We start from the raw sequence: 13,156 nt of genomic DNA on the forward strand, positions 1-13,156 counted from the left end.
AAGGGTCTATAACGATCTAGGTAAGAGGGATATATGAACAAACTTAGTAAAGTATTTTTAACCACCACACTCGCTGCAACGCTGCCCATGACATCCGTTGCCGCAGAGATAAAAAATGTCATCCTCATGATTGGCGATGGTATGGGGCCTCAGCAAGTGGGGTTATTAGAAACCTACGCCAAACATGCGCCAAGCTCTATTTATAAGGGACGTACAACCTCCCTAGCCCAACTGGCAAAAGAAGGTGTTATAGGCGCGTCTTTGACTAACCCAAGTGATGCGATTGTCGTTGACTCAGCGTGTTCAGCAACCCAACTTTCTACCGGTATCTACACAGGTTCTGAAGTAATAGGGATAGATGCAGACGGCAACCATGTTGAGACCATACTCGAAAAAGCACAACGCCTTGGTAAAGCAACAGGGCTTGTATCCGATACTCGTCTGACCCATGCAACACCCGCTGCTTTTGCGGCTCACCAACCTCACCGTTCGTTAGAAAACGAAATTGCCGTAGATATGCTAGAAACCGGTGTTGATGTCATGTTATCAGGTGGTTTGCGCTATTTTATTCCGCAATCAACCAATGACAAAGGTGCGGTTTATAACCAGTTAAACGATATGACTCAAGGCAGCGTTTACTTAAAATCTAAACGTAAAGACGAGCGTAATCTTTTGCTTGAGGCCCAAGATGCAGGTTACGACCTTGCCTTTAATCGCTCTCAGCTAACCGCACAATCAGGCGATAAGCTACTCGGTCTTTTTGCCTACTCTGGGATGGCTGATGGAACTGAACACCGCATCAAAAAAGATTCAGCTGAGCGCACACAGCCAAGCCTAAAAGAAATGACAGAGAAGGCCCTATCGGTATTAGAAAAAGATGAAGATGGTTTCTTCCTCATGGTAGAAGGCGGTCAAATTGACTGGGCAGGTCACGCCAATGATGCCGGTACCATGCTCAATGAGTTGGTTAAATTTGATGAAGCCGTAGGCAGTGTTTACCAATGGGCTGCAGGCCGTGATGATACGCTAATCATAGTCACAGCAGACCACGAAACAGGTTCATTTGGCTTTAGTTACTCATCTGACAATTTACCTGCAGCAGAAACACGCTCAGGTAAGGCCTTCGAGAATCGTGATTACAAGCCTAACTTCAATTTTGGTAGCTATAACATCCTAGATGCTTTGTATAACCAAAAAATGAGTTTCTATTCGATGACAAGCAAGTTTGGCAAGCTGGATAAAGCAGAGCAAACACCTGCTAATCTAGTGAAAATTGTCAACGAAAACTCGGATTTTAAAATTAATGAAGCCCAAGCTAAACGCATCATGATGGATAAACAAAACCCTTATCAAACAGAGGGTCACAAGTACTTATCAGCTAAACAAGTACCTGCTATTACCGATTTTGATGCTTTCTTTCCTTACAATGATAGGGGCAATCTAATGGGCCGTGAGCTTGCTACCGCACAGAATATTGTTTGGGGAACGGGTACACATACAGCCGTACCTGTGAACGTATTCGCTTGGGGACCTGCGAGTAAAATTTTACCTGTTTCATCAATATTGCATCATTCTGAATTAGGTCAATACATGAAGAATCAGATTCAATAAGCCTATTGATTGGTTCTTTGATTGCCCATTAACTGGGCTAATTTCGCAAAAAAGGTCAACTCAGGTTGGCCTTTTTTTATGCACAAGTTTTTTTCTATAGTCTATTCATACCAATCACTTAGTATTAAAAATTCTTAAAAATATGGGTAATATAAAACTTGCTATTAAGCCTAAAGGTGGCTAAGTTCATATATATTGTTAATCGAATAAACTTTTGTTAGAGAGACACCTTTATGTCTGAACAAGAAACCAGAGTATTAACTGCCGTCAAAAAAAGCCCTTTAGCAACACAACAAGAGCTTGCGAATCAATTAGGCATGAGCCGTGAGTCGGTGGCGGGGCATATTATGCGCCTCACCAACAAAGGCTTTATTCTGGGCAAAGGCTATATTGTCCCAGAAGATAACAATATTGTTGTTATTGGCGGCTGTAACCTCGATATTTGTGGCCGCGCCATTAGCGCACTGCGTTTAGAAGATTCCAACCTAGGTCAAATCAGCCAAAGCCCAGGTGGCGTTGGGAGAAATATCGCAGAAAACCTCTCTCGACTTGGCCAAGATGTGTCACTTATCAGTGCCATAGGACAAGATAAATCTGGCGATTGGTTATTAGAACAATGTCGCAGCTCTGGTATCAATATGGATGCCGTAATTCGTCACCCTGATTTTGGCACCAGCACTTATTTAGCCTTAAATGATCCTCACGGTCAGCTAGTGGCAGCCGTATCTGATATGGCAATAATAAATACGCTAGACGGCACACAACTGAGCCATAAAAAGTCTTTACTCTTATCCGCACAAACCTTACTTATCGAAGCTAACTTAAGTGAAGCTTGCATTGAGTGGCTTGCTCAACTCAATTGCCAAGGCAGCCTGTATGCAGATGCTGTCTCAGTGCAAAAGTCCGTTCGCTTAAAGCCCATTTTACACCGTCTCACAGGGCTTAAAGTCAATCGTGATGAAGCCAAAGCACTGACAGGCTTAGCGGATGCCAGTGATAAGGAGCTGATTCAAGCGCTACTAAAGGCGGGAGTGAAAAACGTACTTTTAAGCCTTGGCAATGAAGGTGTTATTTTTGCGAATCATAAAGAGCAAGCTTCCCACGGTATTTTTACTATCGATGCGGTAAGTGATACGGGTGCGGGTGATGCATTATTTGCAGGCTTTATTCATGCCCAACTCAATACATGGCCTATCGCACAATCCTTAGAGTTTGCCAGTGCTTGTTCAGCCATGACTTTAGAGTCGGATTCTGCCAACACACCAAATATTAGCCCCAAAAATATTGAAAAATGGATAGCCAATAAATGAAACAGTATTTAGATATTAGCCCAGAAGTGGCTGCAGCCCTTGCCAACAACCAGCCGGTTGTCGCACTAGAAAGTACGATAATTTCTCATGGTATGCCTTGGCCTCAAAATGCTGAAACAGCCAAAAAAGTAGAGCAAATTATTCGTGATAATGGGGCAGTTCCTGCCACTATCGCCATTCTAGATGGCCGTTTAAAAGCAGGCTTAAGCCATGATGAAATTGATACTTTAGGTCAGGCAGGTCTTTCTGTGATCAAGTGTTCTCGTCGTGATTTACCTTTTGTTGTGGCAACTAAACAACATGGAGCAACCACAGTAGCGGCAACCATGATAGTCGCTGCCATGGCCGGTATTAACGTCTTTGCCACGGGCGGCATTGGTGGTGTGCACCGTGGAGCACAAACCAGCTTTGATATTTCTGCTGACTTACAAGAGCTGGCTAAAACCAATGTGGCTGTTGTCTGTGCTGGGGCGAAATCTATTCTAGACCTTGGCCTTACCCGTGAGTATTTAGAAACCCAAGGTGTGCCTGTTCTAGGTTATAACACAGACAAGTTGCCTGCGTTTTACACCCGAGAAAGTGATTACACGGTCGATTACAACCTAACAAATGCAACGCAAATTGCTGATTTCCTTAAAGCAAAATGGGATATGAAACTAGCAGGTGGCGTGGTCGTGACTAACCCTATCCCCCATGAATTTGCGATGGATAAAAACGCAATCGACAAGGCAGTAGAACAAGCACTCGCGGAATCCGTCGAACAAAATATTGGTGGTAAAGAGTCAACGCCATTTTTACTTGCCCGTGTTGCTGAATTAACAGGCGGAAACAGTCTTGCCAGCAATATAGAGTTAGTATTTAACAATGCTAAGCTCGCGGCTAAAATCGCGTCTGATTTGGTCAAAGACTAACGCTTAAGCAATTATCTTAAAATGAAAAAGGCGCCCCACTTTATGGAAGGCGCCTTTTTTTATATGTTTCAACTTGTGTGCTTATTTCCAGTGCTTATTTCCAGTGCTTAGTTCCAGTGCTTAGTTCCAGTGCTTACTTCCAGTAAGTATCCGCCCAATAATCTCTCTGGTCTGGCATTAAAAAAGTCCAAGCCACAAAACGGCTGACCTTTTGACCCTGCGCCATTTCTACCGTTTTCACCTCTTGAGCACCAACCTGCTTTAACCTGCGATAAATGCTCGTTAAATTTGCTTGTTTAGAGACTAGGCTAGTGAACCAATAACACCTTTCACCGAATGCCACACTTTGCTCTATCATGTCATTGATAAAGCGCTCTTCTCCACCGTCACACCAAAGCTCATTATCTTGTCCACCAAAGTTAAGACCTTGCTTATTGGGGGCTTTAGCGTCTGAGTTTAAGCCTTTCCATTTGCGTTGTGATTCGGCTTGCATCTTGGCATTAGAGCTATGAAAAGGTGGGTTACATAAGGTTAAATCAAACCTTTCATCGTCTTTCCAAATACCTTTAAACATCTGCTGATTTGATGACTGTAGACGACAAACTATACTGCCCTTCAAACAGGCATTCGACATGACAATGGCACGTGCGGTTTCTATCGCTACGTTATTAATATCACTGCCGACAAAGTGCCATTGGTATTCCCTATGACCAATAATAGGGTAAACACAATTTGCTCCAACACCAATATCCAAAGCCTTAATACCCTTGCCTCGAGGAATGTCTCCTTGATTACTTGCAGAAAGAAGGTCAGCTAGATGGTGAATATAGTCCGCTCGTCCAGGAATAGGAGGACAAAGGTAACCTGGCGGGATATCCCAAAAACTCACCCCATAAAAATGGTTCAACAAAGCACGGTTAAGGGCTTTAACCGCATCTGCATCGGCAAAATCAATGGATTCGTTACCAAACTTATTCTTTCTAATAAAAGGGGCTAATTCGGCACTCGAGTCAGCAAGTAAAGCAAAATCATACCTTGCCCTATGGGGATTACGAGGATGTAACTCGAGCTTTTGATTGCGAGAGCCACGTTTAGCTTGATGTTTAACTTTGGTCATAAATGCATCAATAACAATAAGAAAGGCCTAGTATAACCTATCAGCCACCTTCCATGCAGACTATAAAAAAACCCGTTAGTTTACCTATTAGGCTAAATCAGTGTATTTCGCTTGTCTTCAAACTCACACCTTAAAGCGACAAATTTACCTCCAGTTTTTAGCGCATAAAAAAGCCTGTTAATAGAAAACTATATGGCTGTTTTTACCTTGGTACTAAGCCGTGTAAAGTCATAAAAATCGAGCGCTGGCTAACAGTTAATTCCTATTAGCCTTATTAATAAATTTTTCGCCTTAAACGAGGCAATTTATTCATATACCCTCTAGACTAAAGCTGAAGATAACTCTTACATATCAAGCTCTAAAAGGAGAAAAAGTGTATGAAAGAGACATTACAAATAAGAGATATAATGTCTAGAGATGCTTATTATGTGACACAGCAAACCAGCATTAATGATCTCATTCAAGGTTTAACAAGACACAAGCTATCCGGCGCACCTGTGGCAGATAAATATGGGAATTTAATTGGCTTCGTCTCTGAACAAGATGTGCTGCCGCAATTGATGCAAAATGCTTACTACTGTAATCAGCCAAATTCAATTGAAACTGTGATGCAAACAGACGTACTCAGTGTGAAGCCAAGCGATACGGTAATGACATTGGCCAAGATGATGTTAGACAGAAAGCCCAAGGTTTATCCTGTGGTGGAAGACAGACGCATCATTGGCATAGTCACAAGGCATCAAATAGCAATGGCTTTGATAGATAGCCAAAAGGATTGTGTGCCGGTTTAAACAGCCCAAAATGGATACAGGGTTAAACCCAGTACAAAGACAATCGCCACCAAAGTAAATAAAAACTCAACCGGATTATGGCGGCATTGTCGCCATAAAGAAGGTAATACACCGATATCAGGTATGTTTGCCTGATAAGCTTCTCTGCGCACTTTTTGATCTGCTTCAATCAGTGCTCTGGCTTTTTCATAATCCTCATTATGCCTTACCCAAATAGCGGCTAGGGAAATCTGCCAACGACCCGCCGTGGTTTCATAAAACTCAATCTCATTCTCCATTAGCAAACTACGGATATCGCTTGCTTCATCCTCTTGTACATATTTTAGAGAGAAGATTATTTTGGCCATTAACCCTATTCCTTCGACTGCATGCTAAGGCGCCCATAATAAGCAAAAGCCTCTTATAAAGGTATCTCTAAACATTCGATTCCAATGGAAAAACGTAAAAAAGCCCCATAACACTCATGCTATGGGGCGTTCAAAACCGTTAGTTTTAGTTTAGTAAGGCTGCAACCGCATCCGCATAAGCCTGATCCGCTTTGGCAAGTTGTGCCAACATACGCGCTTGAATCGACGCATTAGCTTGGGATAAGCCACCAGCAATATTATTCGCCAACTGGGCTTGTTGATCCGCACTCATTAAGCGGAACAAGTCACCAGCTTGAGAGTAATAGTCTTCTTCATCTTGGCTATGAGCCCCAATCCAAGCATCTTCCAATACTGGCATCATAGGCGCTTGTAAACTGGCATTGGGTTTTGGCTCATTGGCTCTGTCATTAGGATAGAAATTCACCTCAGGCTGTGATCCGTGACCATAAGGACAAGCACTCGCCCCTGCATTAACGCCAGCATGCGCCCCATCTCTTTGGTAATGATTCACCGGGCATTTAGGCGCATTAACCGGAATATGGCTAGCATGAGTACCAACACGATATCTATGGGCATCTTGATAAGCGAGCAATCTTGCTTGTAGCATCTTATCAGGAGACGCACCTATGCCAGGTACTAGGTTACTTGGGGCAAAGGTTGCTTGTTCAGTCTCAGCAAAGTAGTTATCCACATTACGATTAAGCTCTAGTTTACCCACTTCAATCAAGGGCACATCAGCATGTGGCCAAACCTTAGTCAGGTCAAAAGGATTAATCGCAAAGTTAGCCGCTTGGGTCTCTGTCATCACCTGTAGCTTGACTGTCCAACTCGGAAAATCACCGATATCAATGGCTTCAACTAAATCCTGCTGGGCACCATGGGCAGGTTTTAAAGCGGCCTCTTCTTCCGTTAATGTCTTCACTCCCTGATCTGTTTTCAAGTGCCACTTAACCCAGACTCTTTCACCTTCTTGGTTCCAAAAGCTCAAGGTATGAGAGCCAAAGCCGTGCATGTGCCTTAAGCTTGCTGGTATTCCTCGGTCTGACATCAAGATGGTCATTTGATGCAAGGATTGAGGGTGATTTGCCCAGAACTCAAACATATTGGACGGGTTAGGCAAGTTAGTTCGCGCATCCTTTTTTTGCGAATGAATAAAGTCAGGAAACTTAATCGGATCATTCAAAAAGAAAACAGGTGTATTATTGCCCACTAGATCGAAATTACCTTCTTGGGTATAGAATTTAACAGCAAAGCCCCTTGGGTCACGGGCATAATCGGAAGAGTCTTGACCACCGCCAACCGTCGAGAAACGAACAAAGACAGGAGTCTGCTGACCTTCGCTTTGCAGGAAGTTTGCTATGGTTAAATCAGAGAGACTCTTACTGAGTGTAAAGGTGCCATAAGCGCCTGTACCACGGGCATGAACAACACGCTCAGGTAACCTTTCACGGTTAAAATGCGCTAGCTTTTCAAACAAATAATGATTATCAAAAGTTAGAGGGCCGCGAGAGCCCACGCTTATACTATTATTATCATCCGCCACTGGCGCACCATTGGCTGAGGTTAGTGGTACCTGGACACTGTGTGACTTGTTTTTATCTTGCATAACTTTTCCCACCTTACTGATACGTTAATTGAGTGTTAGCAAACCAGATAAGCCCTGATGCGCTTCGACTCAATAACTATAAGAGGAAATAATAAATAGATAAAATTGATTATATAAATACGATCGATAGCAAAAAACTAAAAGCCCTTGTTAGGGAACCTGCGAATAAGTCCTCCCGCCTCAGCGTGTGGATAAAAGCCGCTAGATTTATGGCGAGGAGCGCAACTTAATAGTTATTCTATTGATAAGCTCCTCAACGTAAAGATAGGGCTTTTAGACCACGCCCTTCGGGTCTTTAAATAATACCTACTCGGCACTTCAGAAAAAGTAACACCCAGTGTTGTCACTTCTCGAAAGGTACCTACAATGACTTTCTATTAATAAACGCAAAGTAACCCCTTGATTGATACTTTTCCCCTATACACCTTAAAAGATTAGACTGAGAAGAGGTGACTTAATCGCAGGTTCCTTAGCTTAGCTGGCTTAAAACAAGCCAGCATAGTCTTCTCTTAATTTTGCTTTTTGCACCTTACCCATAGTATTACGCGGTAGCTCATCCAAGAATACGATCGATTTAGGCCGCTTATAGGCCGCTAACGCATCGGCGCACAGCGCTCTTATCCCTGCTTCATCTTGGCAATTTTCTTTAGCCACCACGACCGCCACAACCGCTTCACCAAAATCAGGGTGTGTCACCCCAATAACCGCGCTCTCCAGTACATTCGGGCTCTCATCTATCACCAGCTCTATCTCTTTCGGGTAAACATTGTAGCCACCTGAAATGATCAAGTCCTTGGAGCGCCCCACTATGGTCAAGTAACCATCTTGATCTAATACACCAAGATCACCGGTTAAGAACCACCCTTCTTCACTGAGCTCTTCTGCTGTTTTTTCTGGCATTTTCCAATAGCCAGTAAACAAATTTGGGCCACGAACATGAATTTGACCCACCTCTCCTGTTGCGACACTTTGCCCTGAATCTGGATCGAGTATTTTCACTTCAACCCCAGGTAAAGCGAGACCAACCGTGCCGGGACGTCGCTCTCCCTCATAAGGGTTCGAGGTATTCATATTGGTTTCTGTCATGCCATATCTTTCTAAAATTGCATGTCCGGTTTTCTGCTTCCAAGCATCATGGGTTTCTGATAATAAAGGGGCAGAACCAGACACAAAAAGTCGCATATTTGCAACGCGCTCTTTTGTTAAACCCGCATGTTTTAGTAAGCGCACATAGAAGGTCGGTACTCCCATTAACACGCTAGCCTTAGGGAGACAGTCAAGGATGTCATCAAGATTAAAGCGATTTAAAAAATAGAGAGAAGAGCCTGCGCACAGGGTGATATTCAAGGCCACAAATAAGCCATGAATATGAAAGATAGGTAAGGCATGAATGAGTCTGTCATTCGCACTAAACTGCCAATGTTCCGCTAACGTCAGGGCATTCGCAGCCAATGCACCATGGGATAACATGGCGCCTTTAGATCGACCCGTAGTACCTGAAGTATAGAGGATAGCCGCAAGATCTTCCGGCGCTCTTTGAACTCCTTCAAAGCCTGCTTTCTCTAATTCTCTAAGTTCAAATAAAGAACCCGCTTCTCCGGTATGATCCAAGGTCAGTAGATTGGCAACCTGAGCTTTCATTGCGACCATACTCATAAGTGATTCTGAGGCTTGATCGCATACAAACACCTTAGGACTAGCATCGGTCAAAAAGTATTCAACCTCTGTTGCTGTGTAATCCGTATTTAAAGGAAGAAAAACACCACCAGCTAAAATACAACCCAGATAAAGTTCTACCGTTGTGATGGATTTAACGACCTGAACCGCGACTCTATCGCCGGGCTCCACCCCCGCATTAATAAGTACTTTGGCCGTTTTTTCAGCATTTTCAAATAACTCTTTATAGCTCACTTCTGTACCAGATTTAAGGTAGGCAAAAACGGCATTGTCGTTATCCAAGGATGCTGACCTTAAGGTGTTTGCTAAGTAATTTGAATGATACAAAAGTCTTCTCCTCTAATTATTTTTATACAGCTTTCTAACTTGAGATGAGGCGCTAATCACCCCTTCACACAAGAAAGCTTCATGGTTTTTCTCGATATAAGCTAAATCATATTCGTAGTTAACCATCACACCCCATGAATTAGATTGACCTCGCTCTGAACGGTCGGCCCATAAATTAATTTGCTGTAATCTCGCCCCATTACCTAAGTGAAAATTAGACACTGGGTCATATGGGCGATCTTTTTTGTTTTTTGCATCTAATAAATAACAGGCAGCCAGTTTTGACAGTGCATCTTGTTGTGCCGCCATAAACTCAGGCTGAAAAAGCGATGTTTCTTGATCCAAAGCATTGATGACACCTTGATGCTGTTGAGCAAGTTCAGAGCCAGCATGGGCCCAACGCCTTAAACCAGGTACGGGTGACATGGTGACAAAACGCTTTAAATTTGGCAGCTCACGCTTTAGCTCTTCCACCACTTGTTTAATCAAAAAGTTACCGAAGGAAATCCCCCTCAGCCCCGCCTGACAATTAGAGATGGAGTAAAACACAGCCGTTGTGGCCTCTTGTAAGTTCAAGTCTTGCCTGTCTTCCGCCAAAATTGTACCTATGGTATCCGGCATGTCCGACGTTAACGCCACTTCAACAAAAATAAGAGGGTCATCCACCAAAGAAGGATGAAAGAAGGCGTAAAGGCGTCGATCTTGAGCAGCCACACGCCGCCTTAAATCATCCCAACCTTGGATTTCATGCACCGCCTCATAGGCAATAATTTTTTCCAGAATGTTGGCTGATGTCGACCAATCAATTCTTTCTAAGCGTAAAAAGCCACGGTTAAACCAAGAAGAAAAAAGATGACGAATATCTTGATCTAAGGCCGATAGCTCAGGCTTTTTTTTCATATGAAGAATCAGATCTTCACGCAAGCTAACGAGGGCAGCCGTGCCTCCTGGGGCCAAATTCAAACGACGCACTAACTCTTGTGACCTAGGCTCAGAAGCAAAATGGATATTACGGGTATGCTCATCATTAGGCTCTTTTTGCCACGCATCAAGCGCCTGCTTCAAGGCTTGATTATCAACCCCAAAGTCACGGCACAAGGTTTGAAAAAAGTCGAGTTTTTGTGCTTGATCTAGATCTTTAAAAGCATCCAATATTTCTTTAGAACGTGCTAAGCCAGTCGCCTCACCCAAGTTTGACAATAATGCCTCACATTGCTGGCTCAGGGTAATATCACCTTGCTGATTATTCACCAACATGGTGCTACCAATTTCAGTGACCCTAGATACTAGGTCCTCGATCATATTACTCCAGCGTGGCATAAGCCTTCTCCTCGAAAATCAGAAATGCATTAATCTAACCCCAGTTTAACGGATTGTGCTGACAACTTAAGGTCAAGTTGCATACTGCCTTCGTTAATTAACCAGCGTCTTAAGCTATAGGTACGAGCACCATGAAGATGCATGGGGTCCTGATCAGCAATTTTGCGAGCTTCATCTAAGGTTTGTGTTCGATAAATTATCATACCAGCCCCCTCCATATACTCACCTGAAAGATCCGATAAAGGGCCCGCAAACATCAGCTTACCCTCGGCTTCTTGCTTTGCTTGATAGGCAAGATGGTCAGCAAGATGCTGCTTTACTAAAGCACCCTCTTGAGTCGGTAAACTAATTAGCATGTAGCATTCTAGTGCTAATGCGCCTCTCGCTTTTGCTTCATTTTTATACGCTAACCAAGACAACATGAGCTAACTCCTAAGAAATAAAAATAACGATATTATTTGACTTTATTAAAAATTATCGCTAAAAATTAATCAAGCACAAGATCCTAAAAAACAATTATTAATAGGAAAGTGAGATGCGATTAATTGTAGGTAAAGATACAAAAAGCCAAGCTAACCCGTCTGAAAACAAGCCCTGCGTCTTTCTGATTCAAGGTGAATTGGCCATCAATATTTCGTCACAAGACAATCAATTTGGCTCAGATCTAAGCCAAATTATTAATAACCCCCAGTTGTTAGAAAAAATATCAGGCTATTCATCAGCGCCTGGGATTCCCGTTTCACAAATACAGCCAAGCTTACCCTTGCAGCACCCCGGCAAAGTCATTTGTCTGGGCCTTAACTATATGGATCACATTAAAGAAGGTGGTTATAAGGTGCCTGATTACCCCGCACTTTTTATGCGTAGCCATAGCTCTTTAATGCCGGCTCAAGCCCCTATGGTTAGACCTAAGGTTTCAGTTCAGCTGGACTATGAAGCCGAGCTCATGCTCATTGTGGGAAAACATGGCCGTCATATTCCTGAATCAAAAGCCCTAGATTATGTCTTTGGCTACACGATTTTCAATGATGGTTCAGTACGTGATTACCAACGAAAAACCCACCAATGGACACCGGGTAAAAACTTCGATAACACGGGGGCAATTGGCCCGATTATCGTCACCCCAGATGAATTACCAGAAGGGGCTCATGGCCTCAAAATCGAAACTCGGGTAGGGGATGAAATACTACAAAGTGCCAATACCTCAGAAATGCTTTGGTCGGTAGCAAGGGTCATTGCTGAAATATCGAGCTACACCACATTAGAACCTGGCGACCTTATCGCCATGGGCACACCACCAGGTGTCGGCCATGCGCGTTCCCCTGCAAGGTGGTTAGAACCCGGCGAGGTCGTGGAAGTCGAAATTGAAGGCATTGGCATTTGTGCTAATCCTATTATTGATGAGGTACACCCTAAAGGAGAGGCATCATGAGCGCACTCACAGGCACAGCGCTGGAGCAAGCTCGTGCCCAAGCACAAAATGAGGTAAGAGAGTTGCGTCAACGTAAACGCGTTCTGGATCAGGACTCAATTGATGTCATTCTAAAGGGAGCAAGGTCCCATTACGCTTGGACTGATAAAGCCGTTTCAAAAAACACCTTGCACCAGCTATATGACATAGTGAGCAACGGGGCTACCAGTATGAATTGCTGCCCAGCACGTTTCATTTTTGTCACCTCAAAGGCGAGTAAAGAAAAACTTGCAAGGGCACTCAAGGCAAAGAATATCGACAAGATGATGGCTGCACCTGTTACTGCAATCATTGCTCATGACTTGAATTTTTGGCAACACCTGCCCTTTCTATTTCCCCATGAGGACAGACGTCCTTTATTCGAGGGAAAACCTGAACACATAGAAAAAACGGCATTTTTAAATGGCACCCTTCAAGGTGCCTATTTCATGATTGCGGCAAGGGCATTAGGGCTTGATGTGGGCGCTATGTCCGGTTATTCAAATGAGATTCTAGATCAAGACTTTTTTGCTGATACTAGCTTAAAGTCTACTTTTTTATGCAACCTAGGTTACGCTGATGAAACAGCCTTATTTCAAAAGTTACCACGTTTTGCTTTTGATGATGTGTGCTCTTTTATCTAAAACAAAGAAATACCAGGCATCTGC

Annotated in this window: 12 protein-coding genes; 6 read left to right on the plus strand and 6 right to left on the minus strand. The window is 43.4% G+C overall.

Features of this window, described 5'->3' with window-relative positions:
- Positions 1–33: 33 nt before the first annotated feature.
- The 3 genes from MED121_RS07615 to MED121_RS07625 all read left to right on the plus strand — a co-directional run bounded on the left by MED121_RS07615 (position 34) and on the right by MED121_RS07625 (position 3,832).
- Positions 34–1,611 carry an alkaline phosphatase gene (locus tag MED121_RS07615; protein WP_009833070.1) on the plus strand — a complete coding sequence of 526 codons (1,578 nt, stop codon included), beginning with the start codon at positions 34–36 and terminating at the stop codon, positions 1,609–1,611.
- Between the two features lie 233 nt (positions 1,612–1,844).
- Positions 1,845–2,921, plus strand: a complete 1,077-nt coding sequence (locus MED121_RS07620; RefSeq protein WP_009833071.1) for a carbohydrate kinase — start codon at positions 1,845–1,847, stop codon at positions 2,919–2,921.
- Positions 2,918–3,832 (plus strand): pseudouridine-5'-phosphate glycosidase, encoded by a 915-nt coding sequence (locus MED121_RS07625; protein WP_009833072.1) that lies wholly within the window; start codon positions 2,918–2,920, stop codon positions 3,830–3,832. The genes MED121_RS07620 and MED121_RS07625 overlap by 4 nt, the downstream gene beginning before the upstream one ends.
- A gap of 133 nt (positions 3,833–3,965) precedes the next feature.
- Here the strand turns inward: MED121_RS07625 and rlmF are convergent, their stop codons facing one another.
- A complete protein-coding gene (gene rlmF / locus MED121_RS07630) occupies positions 3,966–4,949 on the minus strand; it encodes a 23S rRNA (adenine(1618)-N(6))-methyltransferase RlmF (RefSeq protein WP_009833074.1) in 984 nt (327 codons plus the stop codon).
- Between the two features lie 377 nt (positions 4,950–5,326).
- Here rlmF and MED121_RS07635 point away from each other — a divergent pair, with 377 nt between their 5' ends.
- Positions 5,327–5,740 carry a CBS domain-containing protein gene (locus tag MED121_RS07635; RefSeq protein ID WP_009833075.1) on the plus strand — a complete coding sequence of 138 codons (414 nt, stop codon included), beginning with the start codon at positions 5,327–5,329 and terminating at the stop codon, positions 5,738–5,740.
- On the opposite strand, the gene MED121_RS07640 is transcribed toward MED121_RS07635, so the two are convergent.
- From MED121_RS07640 to MED121_RS07660, 5 genes are all read right to left on the minus strand, one after another.
- Positions 5,737–6,087 (minus strand): DUF6164 family protein, encoded by a 351-nt coding sequence (locus tag MED121_RS07640; RefSeq protein WP_009833076.1) that lies wholly within the window; start codon positions 6,085–6,087, stop codon positions 5,737–5,739. The two genes, MED121_RS07635 and MED121_RS07640, sit on opposite strands and share 4 nt — an antisense overlap.
- Positions 6,088–6,232: 145 nt before the next feature.
- On the minus strand, positions 6,233–7,714 hold the full coding sequence (locus MED121_RS07645) for a catalase (protein ID WP_009833077.1): 1,482 nt from the start codon (positions 7,712–7,714) through the stop codon (positions 6,233–6,235).
- Positions 7,715–8,197: 483 nt separating this feature from the next.
- Positions 8,198–9,718, minus strand: a complete 1,521-nt coding sequence (locus MED121_RS07650; protein WP_009833078.1) for an AMP-binding protein — start codon at positions 9,716–9,718, stop codon at positions 8,198–8,200.
- Positions 9,719–9,730: 12 nt separating this feature from the next.
- The gene (locus tag MED121_RS07655) at positions 9,731–11,038 is read right to left on the minus strand and encodes a malonyl-CoA decarboxylase (protein WP_009833079.1); all 1,308 of its coding nucleotides are present in this window, start codon (positions 11,036–11,038) and stop codon (positions 9,731–9,733) included.
- A 29-nt stretch (positions 11,039–11,067) separates the two neighbouring features.
- A complete protein-coding gene (locus tag MED121_RS07660) occupies positions 11,068–11,460 on the minus strand; it encodes a YciI family protein (RefSeq protein WP_009833080.1) in 393 nt (130 codons plus the stop codon).
- Positions 11,461–11,573: 113 nt separating this feature from the next.
- On the opposite strand from MED121_RS07660, the gene MED121_RS07665 reads away from it, so the two are divergent.
- Both MED121_RS07665 and MED121_RS07670 read left to right on the plus strand, forming a co-directional pair.
- Positions 11,574–12,470, plus strand: coding sequence for a fumarylacetoacetate hydrolase family protein (locus tag MED121_RS07665; protein ID WP_009833081.1), 897 nt, complete (start codon positions 11,574–11,576; stop codon positions 12,468–12,470).
- Positions 12,467–13,132, plus strand: a complete 666-nt coding sequence (locus tag MED121_RS07670; protein WP_009833082.1) for a malonic semialdehyde reductase — start codon at positions 12,467–12,469, stop codon at positions 13,130–13,132. Before MED121_RS07665 ends, MED121_RS07670 begins: the two co-directional genes overlap by 4 nt.
- Positions 13,133–13,156: the final 24 nt, after the last annotated feature.

The sequence above is a fragment of the Marinomonas sp. MED121 genome (assembly GCF_000153025.1).
Classification (GTDB): domain Bacteria; phylum Pseudomonadota; class Gammaproteobacteria; order Pseudomonadales; family Marinomonadaceae; genus Marinomonas.

Bases quoted from the DNA above. Each gene is read 5' to 3' on its own strand.
- MED121_RS07645 (WP_009833077.1), bottom strand. From the start codon at position 7,714: ATGCAAGATAAAAACAAGTCACACAGTGTCCAGGTACCACTAACCTCA.
- MED121_RS07665 (WP_009833081.1), top strand. From the start codon at position 11,574: ATGCGATTAATTGTAGGTAAAGATACAAAAAGCCAAGCTAACCCGTCT.
- MED121_RS07640 (WP_009833076.1), bottom strand. From the start codon at position 6,087: ATGGCCAAAATAATCTTCTCTCTAAAATATGTACAAGAGGATGAAGCA.
- MED121_RS07620 (WP_009833071.1), top strand. From the start codon at position 1,845: ATGTCTGAACAAGAAACCAGAGTATTAACTGCCGTCAAAAAAAGCCCT.
- MED121_RS07635 (WP_009833075.1), top strand. From the start codon at position 5,327: ATGAAAGAGACATTACAAATAAGAGATATAATGTCTAGAGATGCTTAT.
- MED121_RS07670 (WP_009833082.1), top strand. From the start codon at position 12,467: ATGAGCGCACTCACAGGCACAGCGCTGGAGCAAGCTCGTGCCCAAGCA.
- rlmF (WP_009833074.1), bottom strand. From the start codon at position 4,949: ATGACCAAAGTTAAACATCAAGCTAAACGTGGCTCTCGCAATCAAAAG.
- MED121_RS07615 (WP_009833070.1), top strand. From the start codon at position 34: ATGAACAAACTTAGTAAAGTATTTTTAACCACCACACTCGCTGCAACG.
- MED121_RS07655 (WP_009833079.1), bottom strand. From the start codon at position 11,038: ATGCCACGCTGGAGTAATATGATCGAGGACCTAGTATCTAGGGTCACT.
- MED121_RS07625 (WP_009833072.1), top strand. From the start codon at position 2,918: ATGAAACAGTATTTAGATATTAGCCCAGAAGTGGCTGCAGCCCTTGCC.
- MED121_RS07660 (WP_009833080.1), bottom strand. From the start codon at position 11,460: ATGTTGTCTTGGTTAGCGTATAAAAATGAAGCAAAAGCGAGAGGCGCA.